At 60.9% G+C, this 23255-nt stretch carries 16 protein-coding genes; 15 read left to right on the top strand and 1 reads right to left on the bottom strand.

The genetic code is table 11. From position 1 onward, the window contains the following. Window positions 1-163: 163 nt before the first annotated feature. The 15 genes from AB5Z14_RS05925 (at window position 164) to AB5Z14_RS05995 (ending at window position 21080) form a co-directional block, all read left to right on the top strand. Entirely contained in the window at window positions 164-1477 is a 1314-nt protein-coding gene (locus AB5Z14_RS05925; RefSeq protein ID WP_368130686.1) for a WG repeat-containing protein, read from the top strand. A 2-nt stretch (window positions 1478-1479) separates the two neighbouring features. Then, on the top strand, window positions 1480-3195 hold the full coding sequence (locus AB5Z14_RS05930) for a zinc ribbon domain-containing protein (RefSeq protein WP_368130687.1): 1716 nt from the start codon (window positions 1480-1482) through the stop codon (window positions 3193-3195). Between the two features lie 272 nt (window positions 3196-3467). Next, window positions 3468-4016, top strand: coding sequence for a GNAT family N-acetyltransferase (locus AB5Z14_RS05935; RefSeq protein WP_368130689.1), 549 nt, complete (start codon window positions 3468-3470; stop codon window positions 4014-4016). Between the two features lie 149 nt (window positions 4017-4165). Beyond that, complete coding sequence (locus tag AB5Z14_RS05940; protein ID WP_368130691.1) at window positions 4166-5503, top strand: zinc ribbon domain-containing protein; 1338 nt, start codon at window positions 4166-4168, stop codon at window positions 5501-5503. Between the two features lie 682 nt (window positions 5504-6185). Beyond that, window positions 6186-8444, top strand: coding sequence for a DEAD/DEAH box helicase (locus tag AB5Z14_RS05945; protein ID WP_368130693.1), 2259 nt, complete (start codon window positions 6186-6188; stop codon window positions 8442-8444). Window positions 8445-8892: 448 nt separating this feature from the next. Further along, window positions 8893-9405, top strand: a complete 513-nt coding sequence (locus tag AB5Z14_RS05950) for a PTS sugar transporter subunit IIA (protein WP_368130695.1) — start codon at window positions 8893-8895, stop codon at window positions 9403-9405. An 18-nt stretch (window positions 9406-9423) separates the two neighbouring features. Then, complete coding sequence (locus tag AB5Z14_RS05955; protein WP_368130697.1) at window positions 9424-10278, top strand: PRD domain-containing protein; 855 nt, start codon at window positions 9424-9426, stop codon at window positions 10276-10278. Between the two features lie 99 nt (window positions 10279-10377). Continuing rightward, window positions 10378-11994, top strand: coding sequence for a PTS transporter subunit EIIC (locus AB5Z14_RS05960; protein ID WP_368130698.1), 1617 nt, complete (start codon window positions 10378-10380; stop codon window positions 11992-11994). A 3-nt stretch (window positions 11995-11997) separates the two neighbouring features. Further along, window positions 11998-13380, top strand: coding sequence for a 6-phospho-alpha-glucosidase (locus tag AB5Z14_RS05965; protein ID WP_368130699.1), 1383 nt, complete (start codon window positions 11998-12000; stop codon window positions 13378-13380). A 256-nt stretch (window positions 13381-13636) separates the two neighbouring features. Continuing rightward, window positions 13637-15469: an NAD(P)-binding protein gene (locus AB5Z14_RS05970; protein WP_368130701.1), complete on the top strand. Its 1833-nt coding sequence runs from the start codon at window positions 13637-13639 to the stop codon at window positions 15467-15469. Continuing rightward, window positions 15463-17274 (top strand): [FeFe] hydrogenase, group A, encoded by a 1812-nt coding sequence (locus AB5Z14_RS05975; protein WP_438265659.1) that lies wholly within the window; start codon window positions 15463-15465, stop codon window positions 17272-17274. Before AB5Z14_RS05970 ends, AB5Z14_RS05975 begins: the two co-directional genes overlap by 7 nt. A 2-nt stretch (window positions 17275-17276) precedes the next feature. Beyond that, window positions 17277-18332, top strand: coding sequence for an ABC transporter substrate-binding protein (locus AB5Z14_RS05980; protein WP_368130702.1), 1056 nt, complete (start codon window positions 17277-17279; stop codon window positions 18330-18332). A gap of 3 nt (window positions 18333-18335) precedes the next feature. Then, on the top strand, window positions 18336-19715 hold the full coding sequence (locus tag AB5Z14_RS05985; RefSeq protein ID WP_368130703.1) for an ATP-binding cassette domain-containing protein: 1380 nt from the start codon (window positions 18336-18338) through the stop codon (window positions 19713-19715). A 215-nt stretch (window positions 19716-19930) separates the two neighbouring features. Beyond that, entirely contained in the window at window positions 19931-20134 is a 204-nt protein-coding gene (locus tag AB5Z14_RS05990) for a type II toxin-antitoxin system RelB/DinJ family antitoxin (protein WP_055252556.1), read from the top strand. 34 nt (window positions 20135-20168) lie between these two features. Continuing rightward, a complete protein-coding gene (locus AB5Z14_RS05995) occupies window positions 20169-21080 on the top strand; it encodes a CPBP family intramembrane glutamic endopeptidase (protein ID WP_368130704.1) in 912 nt (303 codons plus the stop codon). Here AB5Z14_RS05995 and AB5Z14_RS06000 read toward each other — a convergent pair. Next, on the bottom strand, window positions 21077-23212 hold the full coding sequence (locus tag AB5Z14_RS06000) for a YgiQ family radical SAM protein (protein WP_368130705.1): 2136 nt from the start codon (window positions 23210-23212) through the stop codon (window positions 21077-21079). The two genes, AB5Z14_RS05995 and AB5Z14_RS06000, sit on opposite strands and share 4 nt — an antisense overlap. Window positions 23213-23255 lie beyond the last annotated feature (43 nt).

The following is a 23255-nucleotide window of genomic DNA, read 5'->3' on the forward strand; positions in this document are numbered from 1 at the left end:
GCGCCTTTAGACGCGAGCCCGGGGCCCGTGGGTTATACCCTAAGAGCAAACCACCCTTTTTAAGGGTGGTTCTGATTTTATTTGCGTCAATGTTGCGCAACAGAATGCATGAATCGTGCCAGAAAATGAATGCAGTGCAAGATGATGACCGAGAGGAGACGGTATGTCTTTTGATATGACAAGGCGCGAGGCACTGGGAGTGTTGGGTGCTGCCGCCGGCACGCTGCTGGCGGGTCCTTTGCCGGCGATGGCAAGCGATAACAAAGACGAAGACTCGTCTTCCGACGCTGCCAAGGGCTCTGAAACTGGCGCCCTGTATGCGGCACTGCCTGGTGCGAACTCCAATTGGGGATTCGTTGATGTTAACGGTTCGTGGGTGATTGAGCCCTCGCTTGGCGGCATCGCCAGCGCACCAGGCGACAGCTGCTATACCGTGCCGCACGTTAACGATTCTTCATTCGCGCGAGACAGCCAGATCAACGACAACCTGGAATTGCATGGCGGCGTTTTTGATGGTGACTTGTTCCCGGCTACCACAGCAGACGATACCGAGACCTGGGGTTATATTGACCGTACGGGCAAGTGGGCGATCGAGCCGCAGTATCTCTATGCTGCATGTTTTATCAACGGCTTTGCCATTGTGCAGGATAAGGATAAAGATTTTCACTTTATTACACCTGAGGGCAAAGATGCCTTTGGCAAGCTCGACTGCAAGACGGTCACACCGTTTTTTGAGGGCTATGCGTGCCTGTACAGCGGCGATGGTTGGGGCGTAATCGATACCAAGGGCGAGTGGGCGCTTGCTTCGGCTAAAGACACGACCAGCCCGTATAAGTACAGTGCACCGCTCGTTTTTAACGAAGGCAAGTGCTTTGACGATTTTAAGTACATCGACACTTCGGGCAATACGATTTTTGAATTCAGCGAAGAGGACCGCGGCTACGCGAACCGTCTCTACGATGGCTACAAAGACACGAGGCCGATCTATAAATCGTTCCATCAGGACCGCGTTTTTTACGGGCACCGCATGTACGATGCGCAGGGCAAGGTGCTGACGGACTTTACGTTTAACGACTTTAAGCAAGTCATTATTGCCACGTACCAGGACGAGCGCATCTTTCATGAGGACCTTTGCGCTGCCAAAGATCCGATAACGCACGTATGGGGCTATATCGATAAAGACGGTACTTGGGTTATCAAGCCACAATTCGAAGTGGCGTATAGCTTTAGCCAGGGGCTTGCCATGGTTCTTGACCCGGCAAGTGGTAACTACGGGTTTATTGACAAAAACGGCGACTGGAAGATTCCTCCGCGCTTTAGGCTGCCCGATGGCTATGCGGGCGATTTGAGCTACACGTTTGATGCAAATGGTCGCGTGTTTGTCGTGGCCGATCTTCCCGATGGATCTAACTCGTCTCGCATGCGCTACGGCTGGATCGATACCGACGGCAACTGGGTTTGTTCTTGGGAGTACTAGTCATGAAATGCAAACAGTGTGGAAAAGAGCTTAAGCAGGGTGCAAAGTTTTGCGTCTACTGCGGTGCGCGCGTGGACGATGTCGACCTGGGACAGACGGTGACCGTTGAGCCTGTTGAGCCTGTGGCAGATGCCGACTTGGGGCAGACGGTGACGGTTGCGCCGGTTGAGCCTGTGGTGGATTCCGATGCAACGGTGACGGTTGGCCCCGATATGACGGTTGCAGTCGATCCCGATATGACGATGACGGTTGAGCGTCGCGAGGCTGTAGCAGATTCTGATGCAACGACGGTGGTCGAACCCGTTGATGAGCCGATGAGCGACGCGGCGGATGAGACTGTAAGTGAGCCGGTGGTCGATGGCGCAGGCGAGTCTGCGGACGAGCCTGCTGACGACAGCGCGGATGGCTCTGCGGACGAGCCGGTTGACATGAGCGCTGCGTTCGAGCCGAGCTCTGAGGCTACGACGGTGCTTCCGGACGATTCCTTTACAGTTGCGCCGACTCAGCAGACCGTCGCCATGCCCAAGGCGTCTGTGCCGGTCGATTGCTCTGATGCCAATAGTGCCACCTCGGCTTCCGCGGACCCCAAATCGCCTAAATCTCGCCGTGCCGCTATCGGCGTGGGCGTTGCCGCTGCCGTTGTGGCAGTGGGCGCCATCGGTGCGTTTGCTCTTAAGGGGCTGGGTGCCAATACTTCGGCCGATGACTCGGATTCCGTTGCGAAGTCGTCCTCTAAGGCGGCGTCTCAAAAGGGCGGAATCATCAAAGAAAAGCAGATCAAGACCGACCTTACCGCGGTCGGCCAGCTCTCTAAGGGCTTTATCCCCGATAGCAAATTTGTCGATGGTGGCAGCTATGCGCTCGAATCTTTGGACGTGACCTCGCAAAAGGAGGACTCGGATGGCAACGTGACCGTTAAGGCCACGACTGTGACCCGTAACAATGCCTTTGAGTCCACGGCCTCGCTTACCGGCACGTACACCAAGAAGGGGGAGAAGTACACGCCCAGCTGGAAGGTGGATTCCTCGACCACCAAGGCCATTGCTCCCATCGAAAAGGATCCGAGCGGGCTTTGGACTCAGGGCGATATCAAGTTTGACAAGAAGGCTCAGACTTCGACCGTCAAGGTAAAATACGAGCCCCTGTGGTTTGAGACGGTCGATGGAGACGTTGAGTACACCTACAAGTTCGATGGCTCCAAATGGGTTCTCGATGGCGACAAGGCGCCTAAGGTGAGCTATGAAAACCTGGTGAGCGACAAATACACCGATACGTCCGATGAGGGACGCAAGGCGCTGGTTGAGCACTTTAAGATCACCTCGGCCGATAACGGCAAGATCGCGTTTAGCTTTAAGTGGACGCAGCTCTTCGAGTCGTTCTATTCGGCTGTAACGCCCCAGATGAGTACCGATGTTTCAGGCGAGGCAACGATCATTCCCGTGACTATGGATTCCGGCAAACGATTTATTATTTGCAAGACGCTAATCGAAAAAGACTCCGAGGTCGCAGGCGATAAGGATGCCTTTGCTGTGAGCATTATGGCCGAGGGTCCTGCCGATTATGACGATGCGTCTAAGCAAGAAATTCTGGTTGACGTAACGGGCAAGATGTCCAAAGAGGATCACGACGGTCTTGGATCCGATTTTGCGGGCACGTGCGGCCAGACGTTTAATAGCAGGTTCGAGATTCCCCAGGAGCAGAGCCCTACGAAAGAATAGGGCTTCTGCGAGTTTTTTGGCGCCACGCGGTTGCGGACCCGCGTGGCGCCGCTTCGGCCGGCCCAGAAGGCGTTGCTTCCCATGCCATCCCGGGAGCAACGCCTTCCGGACCGGCCGTTTGCGTTGTGATGGTTGCCGTTACTGCATGCGTTGCCCTGAGGCGTCACCGCCGCCAACGACGGTATTGGCGCAACTGCCGATGTTGCGCAACAGGTTATCTGGACAGCGCCGTATGCTCGGGTTGTCCTGAAAGCGAGAGAAAGGACAGGACAATGGCTGAGGTTGAAGTAAGGGCTTTGGGTCCCGACGATGTCGACGACATGGTCGATCTGGACGAGCAATCGGGCTACGAGGTCTATGATGCATATGAGCCTTTTGTCGAGGATGAGGACGAAGAGAACTGCTACCTCTGGGGCGTCTTTGCCGATGACGAGCTGGTCGGCTTTTGCGTGACGGGCGGTGCGGATGGCCCCGACCTACCGGATGCCGTTACGGAGCACCCGCTCAACGAGGAAACGTCGACGTTTTTGAGCCATGTGTATGTTGATCCCGACTACCGCGGTAACGGCTATGGCGCGCGCCTGGTACACGATGCCCTGCTGGGGTATTGGGAGAGTGAGGGCGAGCAGCAGCCTGCATTCCTGGATCTGAGCGGATATCTCTTTGACGATGCGGACGCGGACCCGTTTAAGCTCGCGCAGCTGCTCATCGACTTCTTTGGCAAGAACGGGTTTGAGCCCATTCCCGATGAGGACCACGATATCACCTACACCTGCATGGTCTTGGATCCCGAGAACTTTAAGGACCCGGACGCAGAGTAGGGTCTGCGGGGTGTTGGTTCAGCTTCTCTAGACGGTATTCCACCGTCCCCGAAGGGTCAAAAAATGTTGCGCAACGGAATGACCTGCACGCCCCATAGACTGAGGTGGCAAGAAAGAAATCCAACTGCCAAAGAAAGGATGGATGTAGTATGAGATGTCCCAAATGCGGCAGCGAAGTAAAGTCGGAAGCAAAGTTTTGTCCCCAGTGCGGTGCGAACATAGCCCAGGCATCGGCGGAACGTGAAGAGACGGCCGCCGTCAGCGAGTCCAACGCACCGGCAAGCGAGCCGGCGATGGGGGACACGGTCGAGCCGAGCGCCGAAACGGCAACTTCGGAACCCGAAACTGAGCCAAGTGTTCACGAGCCCGCTACCGAGCCCGTTGCTGATTCTGCCGCTGAGTCCGAGTCCGTGAAGCTCAGCAAAAAGGCCAAGATCATCTTGGCGGCAATGGCCGTCATCGTCATTGTTGGCGCAGGAGTTGCCTACGTATTGAGCGCGCAGCACCAGCAGCTCGTGATGGACACGGAGCCGCAGCTTGCCGAGGCTCTCAGCGAGCAGTATGACGGTGAGGATACGCTCTTTGCCAAAAATGACTACGTCGAGCCGTCCGAATACGAAAGCAGCCTTGACGAGGTCTCCAGCATCAGCGTTTCCAACGGTAAGGCAACTGGTGCCATCCAAGCGACTTTTGACAACGAGAGCTTTGAGTCAACCGCCACGCTCAACTTTACGGCCGACGCCGACGACTCTAATAACCTCTCCAACATCGAGTTTACCGTCGACTCGCAAACGACTACGCCCATTGCCGGTATCGACTACGACGAGGAAAACGACCTCGAAAACTGCGACTCCGAGCTGACGGACGATAACGAGTGCACGGTCAGCATGCCCGCCGACCCCGATACTCCCTGGTACGTCAACTCCAAGAGCAACGATGTCTACACGTACTCCTTTGACGGCAAGAAGTGGTCTTTCGACTACGTGTCTACCGAGGATAGCGATACAGACGATTACTTTAACTACGATGCCATTACGGGCACCTATCAGTGCACGAGGGACGACAAATACGCTTGCGATGATCCCATTACCATCACTGATATCGACTCGGGCGCGGGAAAGGTCTACGTCGATATCAACTTGCCGTTCCATGACGAATACACGGGAGAAGACAGCGAGCTCAACGTTACCGACTACGAGGCTTCGATTACGTGGCTGGGTGACGATGTTGTCGGCTTCAACGTTGGAACGAAGGACGACGACGGCAACTTTATCTTTATGGTCGTCGTGTTCAACCCCAATGTCGACGGCGCGCTGAGCATCTATCGCGGAACCACACAGGACACGGATGTGGCCGGCATCTGGGGACACCGCGATTCCAAGAGTGTCAATGCCACTGATTCTTACATCGAACAGGCGGGCATCTTCCCGCTGGGGCGTTCCATCGCACCGGGCGACGTTCCCTACCCGATGTTTGCCCACGATTAACGCGCTCGAACGGCAAACAAACATATGGCAACGAGCCCGGGCTTCCTTTTTACAGCAGAGGAGGCCCGGGCGTTTTTGTGTATAGATGATCCGCATCCCGGCCGACGGCTCAACTGTCTCAATCTGTAACATCTTGGGTTGATTTTGCCGGGTAACTGTTACAGATTGAGACGTTGTGTTGCGGGGGATTGGTTTGTCTTGATCTGTAACAGTTACGGGTCGATCCGGCTTGTAACTGTTACAGATTGAGATATTGTTCGGCGGGGATTCTTCAGTCTCGATCTGTAACATCTGGACGGGAAATTTACCTCTACGTGTTACAGATCGAGATGTTAGCCAGAGGTCGACGGTTTGTCTCGTTCTGTAACATCTAGACCGGGTTTTACCCCGTAGATGTTATAGATTGAGACAATCGTCCGGCCCCACCCCGTCCGCACGCGTCATCTGTGGTTTACGTGGGGGCATGCGAAGCACGGGTATACTAACCGGCGGCGAATCTGCTCCATCGCTTAGAGCTGCTGCGTCTGGACGGCGCGTGATAGGGCTGCCAAAGCGATCGCCAGCGTGCTGAGCAACGTCCTCTCTGTGCGCACCCGTTTTTGTATGTATTAGCGCACTACCAAGCACGCCCGCGCGGCCGTATGCCGTGCCCATTGCGCGTGCAGATAAGGAACAACAACATATGCGTAATTCTGTATCCGACGTCACCGACGCCGAGATTCTGGACGAGGCCCGCGAGGCCATGGCTCAGGCTGCCTTCGATGCGGCCGACGAGGCCAGCGCCGCCGAGGCCGTCGAGTCCGCCACCGAGAGCCTGCCCGCCTTCGACGAGCTGGGCCTTTCCGACGAGATGCTCCGTGCTATCGAGAACCTGGGCTACACGGCGCCCACGCCCGTGCAGGCCGGCTCCATCCCCGTGGTGCTCGAGGGCCGCGACCTGCTTGCCGCCGCCCAGACCGGCACCGGCAAGACGGCTGCCTTCTTGCTGCCGACCATGAACAACCTGGAGCACATCGCTCCGCCCAAGCCCGTGCGCGAGCACGGAGGCCGCAACCGCCGTCGCGGCGCTAAAAAGCCCGAGGGCAACGGTCGCGGTCCCGTGATGCTCGTCATCACCCCCACGCGCGAGCTTGCCCAACAGATCGATGAGGTCGCGAGCAAGATTGCTGACGTCACTGGCCATGTCGCCGTGACCGTCGTGGGCGGCGTGAGCTACAAGCCGCAGACCGCTGCCCTCAAGTACGGCTGCGACATCCTGGTCGCCACGCCGGGCCGCCTGGTCGATCTGATCGAGCAGGGTGCCTGCCACCTGGACGAGGTCAAGGTGTTGGTGCTCGACGAGGCCGACCGCATGCTCGACATGGGCTTTTTGCCCGCCGTTCGCCGTATTGTGCGCGAGACGCCGGCCGAGCGCCAGACGCTGCTGTTCTCGGCCACGCTCGACGAGGAGGCCGTGGGCGAGATCACCGACCTGGTGAGCGACCCGGCCCGTGTGGAGATCGCGCCGGCCACGTCGACCGCCGATACCGTCGACCAGTTTGTGTTCCCGGTGTCCATCGAGGCCAAGAACAACCTGCTGCCTGAGTTCCTCAAAAAGGAGGGCCCGGAGCGCACTATCGTCTTTATGCGCACCAAGCACCGCGCCGACAGCTGCTGCCGGCGTCTGGAGCGCAAGGGCATCAAGGCCGCCGCGATTCACGGCAACCGCAGCCAGGCCCAGCGCGAGCGTGCGCTTTCGGCCTTCCGCGACGGTACCGTCGATGTGTTGGTGGCAACCGACGTGCTCGCCCGCGGCATCGATATCAGCGACGTGCGCTACGTTGTGAACTTTGACGTGCCGGCCGAGCCGACCGACTACATCCACCGTATTGGCCGTACGGGCCGCGCAGGCGAGCTGGGCTGGGCCATTACGTTTGTGACCGAGCAGGACGTGGACGAGTTCTACGAGATCGAGAAGCTCATGGACAAGACCGCCGACATCTACGAGGCCGGCGACCTGAATGTGGGTCCCAATCCGCCCGCGGTTGACCCCGAGCGCGATCCTGCGGCCTTTAAGGTGAAGAAGAAGACCAAGCGCGGCAAGTCCAAGAGCAAGAAGAAGCTTGAGCAGGCGCGTCGCGACGGCAAACGCAACGGCGACGATTACGGTGATGTGGCCGGTCGTTCCAACCGCGGTCGAGACGAGCGTCGCGGCGACGGTGAGCGTCCGAGCCGTCCCAAGCGCGGCGGCAAGACCCGCGTGCGCGAGGGCGTTCAGGCTCGCGTGGACGAGGCTGTGGAGAGCGTGGCCCGCGAGGTGGCTGCCGAGGAGCGCGGCGGTGCTGGTGTCGTTGAGCAGGCCCCGCGCGGCAACCGTGCCGAGCGCCGTGCCAAGCAGTTCCAGGGCGAGGCGCATCGCCGTCGCCGCGAGGACGAGGACCGCGGCGGTCGTCGCCGTGTTGAGCGCGAGGACGAGGGCCGTGGCTCGCGTGGCGGCAAGCGTGGTTCGGGCGATCGTCGTCGTTCCGGTCGCGATGGCGAGCGCGGCGGCCGTGATGAGCGCCGTGGCGGCGAGGGCCGCGGTTCGCGTGGCGAGCGTGGTACTCGCGGCGGCGAGTCCCGTGGCGGCAAGCGCTTTGATGAGCGCGGTGGCCGTGGCGGCGAGCATCGCGAGGGCACTCGTGGCAATGGCAGCCGCAGCGGTGCTGGCCGCTCTAACGAGTCGCGCGATCGCCGCGATCCGCGTGCCAGCCGCGATCGCCGCGATGACTGGCGCAACTACGACGATACCCGCGAGGAGCGTCGTGGCGGCTATCGTGGCGGGCGTGGCGGCAACCAGGCCGGCTCCCGCGGCGGCCGTGCCGGCGGTCGCGATAATCGTGGTAGCTATGGCAATAGTCGTGGCGGCAAGCGCGGCGGCAGCTCCCGTCGCCCCGGTGACGGCGGCGGCAAGCGCAAGTAACATACGCATCGCCCGCTAGAGCGAGGTGAACCAAGGGCCCCGAGCAGACTGTGCTCGGAGCCCTTTTTGGTGCAAGGGGGACAGGTTCATATACACCAACGTCTTGAAGTTGCGGTGGAATACGGACTGTTTTGGCCTTTTGAGCGGCTTTTCAGTCCCTATTTCACCGCAACTCATGATTGGTGCAAGGTAACCTGTCCCCAATGCACCGGACAAGGAGTGTCCCTAAGTGCCGCTTAAATACCGTTTATCGAAGAATAAATACCGCTCACCGGTCATAATGACTATTCTGGCTTTGCTGTTGTCTACAATAGCCCCCGTAAAAGAAATGCGGAAGGTTACCGAGTCCCTCGGACGTGGGCCTAACCAAAGTCTTTGAACGGGTGTGTCTCTATGGATGCATTCGTTTGATTTTGGTTGGGCTATATTTATGAAGGGACATGCCACCATGGGTTTCTTTTCTCGCCTGATGGGCGGTTCGGATGAGCAGAAGACTGCAGCTTCCGAGTTCGAAATCCTCGCTCCCGTTTCCGGCGAGCTTGTTCATCTAGAAAATACCAATGACCCTGCTTTTAGCAGCCGTGCAGTGGGCGATGGCGTTGCCGTGGTTCCCCAAGAGGGAACGGTGTGCGCTCCTGTTTCCGGCACCGTCGCGGCGCTGTTTCCGACTGAGCACGCGCTGGGCATCATGTCCGACGACAGCTCTGCTCAGGTGATGCTGCATATCGGAATCGACACTGTTAAGCTTGAGGGCAAGGGCTTCCATGCGCTTGTTGCCCAGGGTGACCATGTCGACGCGGGCCAGCCCCTCGTCGAGGTCGATTTCGACGCGGTCCGCGCCGCCGGCTTCGATCCCACGGTCTTCGTTATCGTGTGCGAGCGCTCGGAGAACTCGACTCTTCGTGAGCATGCTTCCGGCCCTGTCGCTGTTAAAGAGCCTGTCATCTGGCTTTCCGAGTAAATTCTTGTGGTGGGTACCGTGGTTATCAAGCGAGTTTTTAACAACAACGTCGCAATGGTCACTTCGGACGATGGCTCCGAGCTCATCGTCATCGGTCGAGGCCTCTGCTTTGGCCGTCATGCCGGCGATGCCATCGACGAGGCGTCAGTCGAAAAGACCTACGCGTTGCAGGAGGGAACTTCTCAGGATTCGCGTACGATTGACCGCTTGGCACATCTTTTGGAGTCCATCCCCACCGTCAACCTCGTGATTTCCGAGGATATCGTTCAGATGCTTCGTCGAGAGCTCAATGTCGACATCAACGATAAGATCCTCATCGCTCTCGCAGACCATATCAGCCTTGCTTTGGAGCGTGAGCGCAAGGGCGTCTCCTGTGAGAATCCGTTGCTGCTCGAGATCCAGCAGTTCTATCGCAAGGAGTACGCGCTTGCGGGCCGTGCGCTGCAGATTATCAAGGAGTATATGGGCATCCAGATGAGCGAAGAAGAGCAGGGTTTTATTACGCTGCATATCGTCAACGCCACTATGCCGCAACGCTCCGACCGCCTCATCATTTCGGTCCAGCTTGTTCGCGACGTGCTCGCAATTGTTTCCGAGCGCTATGCTACGACCCTCGATGACACCTCGCTGCCCTATGAGCGTTTCGTCCGCCACCTGCAGTTTTTCGCACAGCGGGCGCTTGACCCCGCGGCCGGGCAGATCAATGACGATGCACTGTTCCGAATCGATGAAACTAAGTATCCGTGCGCGTTCTCGTGCGCGGACGCCATAGCCGCCCACTTGTCGTCTACCTATAACGTTGTCGTTACCGATGCCGAGAAGAGTTATCTCGCATATCACATTGTTAACCTGCTTGGAGAACCTGGTCTCTAGGCATAACGTGCCCATACATCGATTGATATAAGGCAGGACCTACGGTCTTGTCCAGGGCACATCTGTCTTAATTTGCGGAAAAGGAAGGGGAGTACCGCTATGACCGCAAAAAAGAAGTTCAATTTCAAAGCGCCGTTGGAGGTGTTCGCGAAGTCAATCGTTCAGCCGATGATGTATCTCTCGGTTGCCGGCATTCTGCTCATCGTGGGCATCATTCTAACCAACAAGGCCATTTGCGCCATGATTCCCGTGCTGGGCTCCGGTCCGTCCCAGCTTGTGGGCGCCGTTGTATATCAGTCGCTGATGTTTATCATCAACAACCTCTCGATTCTGTTCTGCGTGGGCATCGCCGGCGCCATGGCAAAGAAGAACAAGGGCCATGCTTCGCTTATCGCCCTGATGTCGTTCTTCCTGTTCCTGCAGGCTAACAACATCGTGCTCAACGCCACCGGCTCTCTTGCCGAAGCGAGCGGCATGCTCGGCCTTACCGGAACCGGCCAGAGCACCGTTATGGGCATTCAGGTGCTCGATACCGGCGTGTTTGGCGGCATCATTCTTGGTTGCATCACCGGTGCCGTGTTCAACAAGTACTCGAACAAGCAGTTCCCCATTGCCCTTTCGATGTTCTCGGGCGTTCGTTTTCCGTTCCTGATCATGATCATCATCTCCTGGATCATGGGCGCTGGCTTCTGCATCGTTTGGCCTCCGGTTCAGGGCGCCATCTCCTCCGTTGCCGGCATCATTAAGGAGTCGGGCAACATCGGTCTGTTTATCTACGGCATGCTCAACAAGCTGCTCGTTCCCACCGGTCTGCACCACCTCATCTACACCCCGTTCCAGTTTTCCGATGTGGGTGGCACCCTGACGCTGGGTGATCAGGTTATCGCCGGCGCCCATCCCATCCGTGTCGCCGAGATGGCAATGACGGGCCAGCCCTTCTCCGATAGCACCTACTTCAACAGCTACACCTTCAACAACCTGTGGCCCTACATCGGTATCGGTCTCGCCTTTATCTTCACCGCTTACAAGGGGAACAAGGATAAGACCAAGGCCGTTATCATCCCGCTGATCATCACCGCCGTGCTCTCCTGTGTCACCGAGCCCATGGACTTCCTCTTTGTCTTTGCCGCTCCCGTGCTCTTTGTTGTTCACTCGGTTCTTTCCGGTATCTTCCTGGTCCTGCTCAAGGTCCTCTCCGTGCCCGCTTCGACTGCAGGCGGCATCATCAACATCGTGGTTTCCAACCTGGTCCTTGGTGTCGATAAGACCAACTGGCCGATGATGCTCGTGCTCGGAGTCGTCAACGCCGCTCTGTACTTCTTCCTCTTCACCTTCCTGATTAAGAAGCTCAACCTCCACACGCCTGGCCGCGAGGAGGAGTCCGAGCTCGCCGAGTCCGTTGCCGAGGGCGAGGCCGCCGCGTCTGTCGCGGTGAAGCAGGGCGCTGTTGCCGCAGCTCCCGCAGAGGGCGTCGATGCAGGCATTGCCGACCTGGTCGCAGGTCTTGGCGGCAAGGACAACATCGAGGAGCTCGAGAACTGCTTTACGCGCCTTCGCGTGAACGTTAAGAACCCGGACCTCATCGATGAGAGCCTCATCAACCACGTGCCCAACAGCGGCATCAACCGCAACGGCAACAATATCCAGATCATCTTTGGCATGAAGGTCGCCGAGATGCGCGACAAGGTCGAAAACGCAATTGAGAAGGAGCAGTAAACAATGATCATTACTCTGTGTGGTGGCGGATCCACCTTTACCCCCGGCATCGTCAAGTCCATCGCCCTGCGCAAGGACGAGCTCGATGTTGACGAGATTCGTCTGTACGACATCAACGAGGAGCGCCAGCGCAAGATTGGCGTGCTCGTGGACTGGATTCTGCACGAGGACCTCGGCCTGGACATCAAGCTCACGGTGACCACCGACAAGAAGACGGCTTTTACCGACGCGAGCTTCGTGTTTGCCCAGATGCGCGTGGGCGGCTACGCCATGCGCGAGCAGGACGAGAAGATTCCGCTGCGCCACGGTTGCGTGGGTCAGGAGACCTGCGGCTGCGGCGGCCTTGCCTACGGCATGCGCACCATCTTCCCCATGGTCGAGCTGATCGATGACGTCGAGAAGTACGCCAAGAAGGACTACTGGATTCTCAACTACTCCAACCCTGCTGCCATCGTCTCCGAGGGCTGCCGTGTGCTGCGTCCTAACGCTCGCATCATCAACATCTGCGACATGCCGATCGCGATCATCGACGTGGTTTGCGCCGCACTCGATATCGACAAGAAGGATGTCGAGTACGATTACTTTGGCCTCAACCACTTTGGCTGGTTCACCTCGATCCGCCACAAGGGCGAGGAGGTGCTCCCGCAGCTGCGCGAGTACATCAAGGAGCATGAGATTCTGCTGCCCGACTCCTACCTCAAGGGCATGGGCTCGCTCATGGCAAAGAAGCCCGAGGAGGCCACTGACGAGCACCCCGAGCAGAACCGCCACACCAAGGGCAGCTGGTACTACGTCTGGAAGGGCGAGTACGAGATCATGGAGTGCTTCCCGGAGTACCTGCCCAACACGTATCTGAACTACTACCTGCAGCAGAAGGAGTTCGTCGAGCATTCCAACCCCGAGTGCACCCGTGCTAACGAGGTTGAGGAGACGCGTGAGAAGAACCTCTTCGACGGCATCGACCACTACGAGAAGACGGGCGAGATCGACGAGAGCACGTTCTATGCGGGCAGCCACGGCGACTGGATTGCCGATCTGGCTATCGCTCTGAAGAACGACACCAAGCAGCGCTTCCTGGTCATTTGCGAGAACAAGGGCGCTATCCCCAACATGCCCTACGACGCTATGGTCGAGCTGCCTGCCTACATCGGCAAGAACGGCCCCGAGGTCATCAGCCGCGACAACATCCCGCTGTTCCAGCAGGGCCTCATGATGCAGCAACTCAACTCCGAGAAGCTCGTGGTCGAGGCCACGATCGAGGGTTCTTACGAGAAGGCGCTCAAGGCCTTTACGCTCAACAAGACCGTGCCTTCGATGAACGTCGCCAAGGAAGTTCTCGACGACATGATCGAGGCCAACAAGGGTTACTGGCCCGAGCTTAAGTAAAAGCAACAGGGTCGCTGGCCGCATACCTGGAGCAATGCCCCGTCCACGTGATTGCGTGGGCGGGGCATTGTCATTTGGTAACGCGTTTTACCAAATATGGCATTTATCTGCGGTAATGTTCTATTTCACCGCCGAGGGTGACATTTCATACCGCCTGCCGAACTGCGTGGAGACCTAACAACTTTTTAGGTCAGTGTTGTGCGTGTAGCAACTTCGCCCGGCCTCGCCTCCGGGCTGCCATGTGAGAGGGGATCTTATGGCTCGACTGCACGTAATGGAACGCAGCCACGCTCAGGCCGTCATGGACGACCTGCACGATGCGCTCGGACGTCGTCTGGCGGTGAGTTCGCTCGCCCCGTGCCCCGTTGAGTTTACGGCAGCGCTCGTCAATCTGTGCTCCACCCAGAGCTGCGGCAAGTGCACGCCCTGCCGCGTGGGCCTGAGCGCGCTGAGCGACCTGCTCGCCGATGTGCTCGAGGGCCGCGCCGACGAGTCCACGCTCAACTTGATTGAGCGCACCGCCCGCACCATCTACCTTTCGAGCGACTGCGCCATCGGCTACGAAGCTGGCGCCATGGCACTCACGGCCATTCGCGGTTTCCGCGATGATTTTGAGCATCACATCCGCGAGCACTCCTGCGGCTTTGACCGCGAGGCCCGCGTCCCGTGCGTTTCGGGCTGCCCGGCGCACGTCGACATTCCCGGGTACATTTCGCTGGTCGAGGCCGGCCGCTATGCCGACGCCGTCAAGGTCATCCGCAAGAACAATCCGCTGCCGCTCGTCTGCGGCCTGGTGTGCGAGCATCCCTGCGAGATGCACTGCCGCCGTGGCATGGTCGACGACCCCATGAACATCCTCGCCCTCAAGCGTTTTGCCGTCGAGCACAGTGACCTCAACGACCACAAGCCGCATGTAGTGGACAACACCGGCAAGCGCGTCGCCGTGATCGGCGGCGGCCCGGCCGGCCTTTCCTGCGCCTACTACCTGGCCGTGATGGGCCATAAGGTGACCATCTTTGAGCAGCGCCACCACCTGGGCGGCATGCTGCGCTATGGCATCCCCAGCTATCGTCTGCCGCGCGAGCGCCTGCAGGCCGAGATCGACTGGATTTTGAGCGCCGGCATCGACGTTGAGCTCGATCACTCCGTCAACGGCGAGGAGCTTGCCCGCCTGCGCGACGAGTTCGATGCCGTCTACCTGGCCATTGGCGCCCACAGCGATAAGAAGCTCGGCCTTCCGGGCGAGGAAGCGCTCGGCGTGGAGTCGGCCGTCAAGATGCTGCGCGCCATCGGCGACGACGAGCTGCCCGACCTGAGCGGCCAGCGCGTGTGCGTCATCGGCGGCGGCAACGTGGCCATGGACGTGGCGCGCTCCGCCGTGCGCTGCGGTGCCGAAAAGGTGAGCATCGTCTACCGCCGTCGCATCTGCGACATGACGGCCCAGGACGCCGAGATCGCCGGTGCCCAGGCCGAGGGCTGCGAGGTGCTGGAGTTGACCGCCCCGCTCGCTATCGAGACGGGCGAGGAAGGTCGCGTGAGTGGCCTGCGCGTGCAGCCGCAGATTATCGGCGAGCCCCGTCGTGGGCGTCCGGCCCCGCGTGCCGCCGCCACGCCCGAGCGCGTCATTCCCTGCGAGCGCGTGTTTGTGGCCATTGGCCAGGACATCGATTCCAAGCCGTTTGAGGACATGGGCATCGCTTGTAAGTGGGGCTGCGTGGTCACCGATTCGGATGGCGCCGTGCCCAACTTCGATGGCCTCTTTAGCGGCGGTGACTGCCAGACCGGTCCCGCCACCGTCATCCGTGCCATCAACGCCGGCCGCGTGGCTTCGGCAAATATCGACCGCTACCTGGGCTTTGACCACAAGATCAAGCTCGAGGTCGAGCTGCCGACCGTCCAGTTTAAGGGCAAGCATGAGTGCGGCCGCTGCGAGCTGGGCGAGCGCGAGGCCGGCGAGCGTATTCACGATTGGGATCTGGTCGAGCAGGGTCTCACCGAGCAGGAGGCGCGCCAGGAGGCGAGCCGCTGCCTGCGTTGCGATCACTTTGGCTTTGGCGCGTTCCGCGGAGGGAGGAACCTGGAATGGTAGAGCCCAACAACACCACCGTCAGCGACAACACCGAAAACGGAGCGCATAACATGGTCAAGCTCACGATCGATAATTGCGAGGTCGTGGTTCCCGAGCACACCACGATCCTAGATGCGGCCAAGTCCGCCGGCATCCAGATTCCCACCCTGTGCTACCTGCGCGATCTAAACGAGATCGGCGGCTGCCGCGTATGCGTGGTCGAGGTTGAGGGCTGCGACCAGCTGGTTGCCGCCTGCAACAACTACGTGCTCGACGGCATGGTGGTCCACACCAACAGCCCCAAGGCCCGCGAGGCGCGTCGCACCAACGTGCAGCTGCTGCTGTCCCAGCACGACTCGCGCTGTACGAGCTGTGTGCGCAGTGGTAACTGCAACCTGCAGACCATCGCCAACGACCTGGGTATCTTCTATCTGCCGTACGAGCAGCACCTGGCGCGCGAGGGCTGGGATTTCGATTTTCCCATCATCCGCGAAAACGACAAGTGCATTAAATGCATGCGCTGCATCAAGGTGTGCGAGAGCGTGCAGGGACTAGGGATTTGGGACCTGACCAACCGCGCCACGCATACCGCCGTGGGTACCCGCGGGCGCGCGCCGATCGGCAAGACCGATTGCGTCGCGTGCGGCCAGTGCATTACGCATTGCCCGACGGGCGCACTACGCGAGCGCGACGATACCGAGACCGTGTTCGACGCCATCGCCGATCCCGACAAGATCGTGCTGGTGCAGATCGCGCCTGCCGTGCGCAGCGCCTGGGGCGAGGAACTTGGCATGTCTCGCGAGGAAGCCACCGTTGAGCGCTTGGCCTGCGCACTGCGCCGCGTGGGCTTTGAGTACGTGTTCGACACCGACTTCTCGGCCGACCTCACCATTATGGAGGAGGGCTCCGAGCTGCTCGAGCGCCTGGGCGCTGCCTCCAAGGGCGAGGGCGACAGCCGCGGCTGGCCCATGTTCACGAGTTGCTGCCCGGGCTGGGTGCGCTTTGTGAAGGCGCGCTATCCGGCGTTTGTCGACAGCCTGTCCACGTCCAAGTCGCCGCAGCAGATGTTCGGCGCCATCGCCAAGACGTACTACGCCAAGGTACTGGGCGTGGAGCCCGAGCGCCTGTTTGTGGTGTCCGTGATGCCGTGCACGGCCAAGAAGGCCGAGTGTGCACTGCCGAGCATGGTGGGCGAGGACGGCGCGCCCGATGTGGACGTTGCACTGACGGTGCGCGAGATGGTGCGCATGATCCGTGCGAGCCACGTGAGCGTCGACACGCTGGTCGAGGAGCCGCTCGATACGCCGCTGGGCTTTGGCACGGGCGCGGGTGTGATCTTTGGCGCCACGGGAGGCGTGATGGAGGCTGCCGTGCGCTCGGCCTATTACCTGGTGACGGGCAAGAACCCCGATGCGGATTTCTTTACCGACGTGCGTGGCCTGAATGGCTGGAAGGAGGCCGTGGCCGATATCGATGGCACCAAGGTGCGCGTCGCCGTGGCGCACGGGCTGGGCAACGCTGCCCGCCTGCTCGATGCGATTCGCGACGGCCGTGCGAGCTATGACTTCGTCGAGGTCATGGCGTGCCCGGGCGGCTGCGTCGGTGGCGGCGGTCAGCCCATCCACGACGGCTGCGAGCTGGCGGCCGAGCGCGGCCAGGTGCTGTGGGGCCTGGATGCCGCTGCGGACATTCGCTTCTCGCACGAGAACCCCGATGTGCAGGCGTGCTACCGCGAGTTTTTGGGCGCGCCGCTCTCGCCGCTGGCCGAGGAGTTGCTGCATACCGACCATCACGCCTGGTCGATGCCTAACGAGGGGAAGTGCTAACGATGCGCGCGTTTGATGTTGAGATGACGCGCCGGGAGTTTGCCTCGGCGCTCGCCGTGGGCGCGTTGTCGCTTGCGCTCGCGGGCTGTGGCGGCGGGGTTGTCGGTGCCGGGTCCGCCGCGGGCTCGGCTACCACGGACGGCGCCGGTGCTGCTGCGGAGCCGGTTGAGGTGCACGTCGCCTCGCTCAAGGGCCCGACGTCGATCGGTCTGGTGAGGTTTATGGACCAGGCGGCGAGCGGCGAGACGGATAACGAGTTCGACTTTGCGATCAGCGCCGCAGCCGACGAGATCGTGCCCAAGGTCATTCAGGGCGATGTCGATATCGCCCTAGTGCCCGCCAACGTGGCGAGCGTGCTCTACAACAAGACCGAGGGTGCGGTGCAGGTCATCGACATCAACACGCTGGGCGTGCTGAACGTTGTGACGGGCGATGCGAGTGTGGCCTCGTTTGGCGACCTGGCGGGTCGCACCGTCTACATGACGGGCAAGGGCACGACGCCGGAGTACGTCATGAACTACCTGCTGGAGCGCGCGGGCCTGACCGGCCAGGTGACGCTCGAGTTTAAGAGCGAGCCCACCGAGGTGCTGTCGGCGTTGCTTGCCGATCCGTCTGCCGTGGGCGTGCTGCCGGAGCCGTTCAAGACCGCTGCTATCGCCAAGAGCGAGGGCAAGCTGTCGGCACCGGTGAGCCTGACCGATGTGTGGGACGAGCTGGCAGGAGACACGGGCTCGCGCTTGCTGACGGGCGTGACCGTGGTGCGCCGCGCGTTTGCCGAGGAACATCCCGAGGCCGTGGCGGAATTCCTGAGCTGCCATGAGGCGAGCGTGAAGGCTGTCAATGCGGCGCCGTCAGACTGGGCGCAGGCCGTGGTCGATGCGGGCATCGTGGATAACGCCACGATTGCCGAAAAGGCGATTCCCGGGTGCATGCTCGTGTGTCAGACGGGCAAGGATATGAAGGCGGCACTTAGCGGGTATCTGCAGGTGCTGTCCGACGCGGACGCGAGTGCCGTGGGTGGTAAACTTCCGGCTGACGATTTCTACTACTTGGAGTAGCCCGTGCGTGCGTTTGCTCGACAAATGACAGAGCGTATGAAGGCGGTGGCGGCAGCAGGTGCCGTCGCCGCCTTTTGGCTTGCCGTGTGGATGCTGGTGGCGGCGCTGGTGGCGCAGCCGCTGATTTTGCCGGGGCCGGGCGCTGTTGCAGCGGCGTTGCTGCGGCTGGCATGCGATGCCGGCACGTGGGCGATTCTGGCGGGCTCGGGTGTGCGGATTCTGGGCGGGCTGGCGCTTGCCGCGGTATGCGGCGGCGTGCTCGCCGGGATTTCGTCACGGTCGCGGGCGTTTGCGCGCCTGGTGGCTCCGGCGCTGTCGTTTGTAAAGGCGACACCGGTTGCCTGCGTGGTGGTCCTGCTGCTCATTTGGTTGGGGTCGGCGCGCGTGAGCATCGCCGCGGTCTTTTTGATGGCACTTCCAGGCGTGTATTTTTCGCTGGTCGAGGGCTTGGCGCAAGTGGATAAGCCGCTGAAGCAGATGTTCCGCCTGCATGGCGTGCGGGGCTGGCGACTGTTTTGCGCCCACACCTGGCGCGAAGTCCTGCCGTTTGTGCTTTCGTGCGCCCGCGCCGTGATTGGCATGAGCTGGAAGGCCGGTGTGGCGGCGGAGCTGATCGGCATGGCGACGGGCACCGTGGGCGAACGCATCTATCAGGCGAAGCTGCTCATCGAGACGGCTGACCTACTGGCTTGGACCGTGCTAGTCGTGGCGGCATCGTGGGCATGCGAGCGTGTGCTGGTGTGGTTGCTGCGGGCTTCGGGACCCGCGGCGTGGCGTGCGGCGGTGCTGTCGCATGGACGCGGCTTGCACGGGCGTGCGGGCGGTTCTGCTGGCGGCAGGGCTGCGGCGGAGCTTGCGCTTGCTGTGGGCGATCGTGCGCCCTGGGCGCCGGCGCTCGACGGACTGGTACTTCATGTGTCTGCCGGTGGGCGCGCCTGCGTGATGGGCGCTTCAGGCATGGGCAAGTCGACGCTGCTTTCGTTGGCAGCGGGGGAGTGCGCGCCGTGCTCGATGGTGTTTCAGGATGCACGCTTGGTCGAGTCCGCCGCGGCGCTGGATAACGTGCTAGTGTGCGCCGATGCACGCGTGGACGCCTCGAGTGCTGCGGCCCTGTTGCGCCTGCTGGTGCCGGGGGTCGATGTACATGCTCGCGTGGCCGAGCTTTCGGGCGGGCAGCGCCGTCGCGTCGAGATCGCTCGAGCCCTGCTGTGCCCGGGCGGCGCGGTGATTCTTGACGAGCCCTTTACCGGTTTAGATACCGCTGCGCGCGACGCATGCGCCGAGGTCGTGCTCGACTTGCTCGACGGCCGTATGCTGCTGCTTGCATCGCACGATGTCGCCGACGCTCAGGCCCTCGATATCTCGGACATCATCACGCTCTAAATACCTACTCAGCAACAAAATGATTCGTTTTCCTCCGCCCCCATGGGATCGGGTGTGCTATTCTATCTGCGGGGTAATACTTAGGAATACCAAGTAATACCAACGCAGCAGAAACAAACTCCGGATGCGGGCCAATCGGGTTGCCTTCACAGCCCGTCGCCCAGCCGCGTGGCCCGCATCTATCCGCACCACCGTCGTTTCAAAAAGGAAGCGCCATGGCAGAACACATGACCCCGGTTGTCGCGAAGGTCTTGCCCGAGGAAAAGGCGGCCTTCGCGGCGGCAACCCAGCTCGTGGGCACCACACCGTCCAACGCCATCCGCATGTTTATCGCCGCGTTCAATCGCTGCGGCACCTTCCCGTTCGACATTTCGCCCAACGGGGCTTTTGGCGCTGCGCCCGATTCTCATCAACAATGACTGTCCCCAAGTGCCGGGTTTTGAGGAGGTTGGCATGCTCAATGCGCTGGTTTGGGCGCTTGCCTGTTTTGGTGTCGTCGCTGCCGATATTGCCCTGAGCATTGTTTTGTTCTCCGCGCTGGACATCGTGTCGGCACTGACGGGTTTCCCGATCGACAATCTCGATATTCAATGGTTTCAGGCCGCCGCTCAGACGGCGTCGTTTTTGATGGCGCTGCTGTGGTGGCGCTATCTGTGGCCCCGCTCCTTCATGGCGCGCCGGCAAGGTGAACGCCCGCTCGGCGGGGGAGCAAATGCTGCATGGAAGCGCATCGCATGCGTTGTCGTGATCGGCCTATCCATGCAGGTGGTCATTAGCTACCTATGCGACGGCGTGCTGTCGCTGCTGCCCGAGGTCGCGGCGGACTATAGCGAGCTCGTCGAGGAAACGGGCTTGGGCGATACCAACCTTCTTGCCGTCCTGACCACGGTGCTCGGCGCTCCGTTTTGCGAGGAGTTGCTGGTGCGCGGCATTGTTTTTGAGTTTTCGCTACGAGCGTTTAATCCGCAGTGCCGCCCGCTTTGGAAGCGCCGGCGTCGTGCGAGCGCGCAGGAGGGCGCCATGGTGCCCTGGGCGGCACCAAGCACGTGGGGTATCGCCGCGGCGATTGTGCTGCAGGCGGCAATCTTCGGTTTTATGCACATGAACTGGGTGCAGGGCTGCTATGCGGGTGCCGCCGGTCTGGTCTTTGGCTGGGTGCTCGTGACCACCGGAAAGCTCCGCTACACGATCCTGCTGCACTTTGCCTTTAACGCCGGGTCGTACCTGATGGGCCTGTTGTGGTTTGTGAACACACCGCTCGACGTGATAATCACGGTCACCATAGCTGGCATAATCCTCGTGGAGACGATGCGCTCACTGCGCCACGCATGCGAGACGGGCATAGCGACAGCACCGCTGTCCTAATTGCGGCGTCCGCCGCCGTTGGCGCCCTGACGCCCCTGAGCTGCACGGTTGCGCCCGGCAGTGTTCTGTGCACGCGACATGCCGCCGTGCCCCTTGCTGCCTTTGGGTCCCTTGCCGCCAGCGCCACCGTGCGGCTTGCCGCCTTTCTTGCCGGTGCCATGCCCACCGCCAGCAGACGTCTCACCCGGGCGCGGCGGCACGGGGCGGATTAGACAGTGTTTGGTGTAGCCGATCAGGTCACGACGCCCGGCTTTTTCCAGCGCCTCGCGCACCAGCTTGTAGTTCTCGGGCTTGCGATACTGGATGAGCGCACGCTGCATGGCCTTCTCGTGCGGGTCGCGAGCTACATAGATCGGCTCCATGGTGCGTGGGTCCACGCCGGTGTAGTACATGCAGGTCGACATGGTGGACGGTGTGGGGTAGAAGTCCTGCACCTGCTCGGGCATATAACCCATGTCGCGTACGGCCTCGGCCAGGTCCACGGCTTCCTTCATCGTCGAGCCGGGGTGGCTCGAGATCAGGTACGGCACCACGTACTGCTTGAGTCCGTATTCGCGGTTCAGGCGTTCAAATTTACGGCAGAACGCGTCGTAGACGGCGCGGCTCGGCTTGCCCATCACGGAGAGCACCGCGTCGCTCACGTGCTCGGGCGCTACGCGCAGCTGGCCCGAGACGTGATGCTCCAGCAGCTCGCGCAAAAACTCGTCCGAGGCGTCGGCCATGGTGTAGTCAAAGCGGATACCGCTGCGGACGAAGACCTTCTTGACGCCCGGCAGTTGGCGCAGGTCGCGCAGCAACTGCGTGTAGCCGCTCTCGTCGACCACCATGTTCTTGCACACGCTCGGCCACAGGCAACGCTTGTTCTTGCACACGCCGTGCTTGAGCTGCTTGTCGCAGGCAGGACGGCTAAAGTTTGCCGTCGGTCCGCCCACGTCGTTGATATAGCCCTTAAACTCGGGATCGCGCGTGAGCAGTTCGGCCTCGCGCATGATCGAGTCGTGGCTGCGCATCTGCAGCACGCGACCCTGGTGGAAGGTCAGCGCGCAAAACGAGCACTCGCCAAAACAGCCGCGGTTGGAGCTAATGGAAAACTTGATCTCGGCAAAGGCCGGCACGCCGCCCGCCGCGTCGTAGTCGGGATGCCAATCGCGGGCGTAGGGGAGCTCGGCGACCTCGTCCATCTCATCGGTCGTCAACGTCGCCGACGGCGGGTTCTGCACCACATAGACGCTGTTGGGATAGGGCTCTACCAGGCGATGACCGGTGATGGGGTCCATATTCTGCTGCTGCACGTTAAAGCTGCGCGCGTAGTTGAGCTTGTCGGCGGAAAGGTCGTCCCAGCTGGGCAGCAGGTCGTAGTCGTAGACCTCGTCGAGCGAACCCGTGCGGTAAACGGTGCCGTTGATATAGGTGATCTGATCGATGGGCAGCCCCGCGTCGAGCGCGTCGGCGATCTCGACGATCGCATGCTCGCCCATGCCGTAGATGAGGATGTCGGCGCCCGAGTCGAGCAGTACCGAGCGCTTGAGCTTGTCCTGCCAGTAGTCGTAGTGGGCCAGGCGGCGCAGGCTTGCCTCGATGCCGCCGATGATGATGGGAGCGTCCTTGAACGTCTGGCGGATGAGGTTGCCGTAGACCGTGACGGCACGATTGGGGCGGTGCCCCTCCTCGCCACCGGGGGTATAGGCGTCGGTATGGCGGCGGTGCTTGGTCACCGAATAGTGGTTGACCATGGAGTCCATGTTGCCGGCGCTGACGAGAAAGCCCAGGCGCGGCTCGCCGAGCACGGTGATGCTGGCGGGGTCGGTCCAGTCGGGCTGGCAGATAATGCCCACTTTGTAGCCGTGCGCGTCGAGGACGCGGCTGATGATGGCCATGCCAAAGCTGGGGTGGTCCACGTAGGCGTCGCCGCAGATGTAGACGAAGTCGCACTGGTCCCAGCCACGCGCATCCATGTCGGCGCGGCTGACGGGGAGGAACTTGTCGCGGCCCGGACGCCAGGGGCGTGAGGGCGCTGCTGAGGCATGCGTGGGTCGCGAGCCCTGCGCCTTGCCGCCGCGCTTTTGCTGCTGGCCCTGTTTGCCCTGCTGTCCGCGTTGGCTGTTCTGAGCGTGCTGAGGCTTTTTTGCCACGATCCCTCCCGGTGTTTGTATGCTGCACGTAATTGTAACCAGT

Source organism: Collinsella aerofaciens, from assembly GCF_040910265.1.
Classification (GTDB): Bacteria; Actinomycetota; Coriobacteriia; order Coriobacteriales; family Coriobacteriaceae; genus Collinsella; species Collinsella aerofaciens_BK.

Coding starts and splice junctions, on each gene's coding strand:
- AB5Z14_RS05925 (WP_368130686.1), top strand. CDS start 164: ATGTCTTTTGATATGACAAGGCGCGAGGCACTGGGAGTGTTGGGTGCT.
- AB5Z14_RS05930 (WP_368130687.1), top strand. CDS start 1,480: ATGAAATGCAAACAGTGTGGAAAAGAGCTTAAGCAGGGTGCAAAGTTT.
- AB5Z14_RS05935 (WP_368130689.1), top strand. CDS start 3,468: ATGGCTGAGGTTGAAGTAAGGGCTTTGGGTCCCGACGATGTCGACGAC.
- AB5Z14_RS05940 (WP_368130691.1), top strand. CDS start 4,166: ATGAGATGTCCCAAATGCGGCAGCGAAGTAAAGTCGGAAGCAAAGTTT.
- AB5Z14_RS05945 (WP_368130693.1), top strand. CDS start 6,186: ATGCGTAATTCTGTATCCGACGTCACCGACGCCGAGATTCTGGACGAG.
- AB5Z14_RS05950 (WP_368130695.1), top strand. CDS start 8,893: ATGGGTTTCTTTTCTCGCCTGATGGGCGGTTCGGATGAGCAGAAGACT.
- AB5Z14_RS05960 (WP_368130698.1), top strand. CDS start 10,378: ATGACCGCAAAAAAGAAGTTCAATTTCAAAGCGCCGTTGGAGGTGTTC.
- AB5Z14_RS05965 (WP_368130699.1), top strand. CDS start 11,998: ATGATCATTACTCTGTGTGGTGGCGGATCCACCTTTACCCCCGGCATC.
- AB5Z14_RS05970 (WP_368130701.1), top strand. CDS start 13,637: ATGGCTCGACTGCACGTAATGGAACGCAGCCACGCTCAGGCCGTCATG.
- AB5Z14_RS05975 (WP_438265659.1), top strand. CDS start 15,463: ATGGTAGAGCCCAACAACACCACCGTCAGCGACAACACCGAAAACGGA.
- AB5Z14_RS05980 (WP_368130702.1), top strand. CDS start 17,277: ATGCGCGCGTTTGATGTTGAGATGACGCGCCGGGAGTTTGCCTCGGCG.
- AB5Z14_RS05990 (WP_055252556.1), top strand. CDS start 19,931: ATGGCAGAACACATGACCCCGGTTGTCGCGAAGGTCTTGCCCGAGGAA.
- AB5Z14_RS05995 (WP_368130704.1), top strand. CDS start 20,169: ATGCTCAATGCGCTGGTTTGGGCGCTTGCCTGTTTTGGTGTCGTCGCT.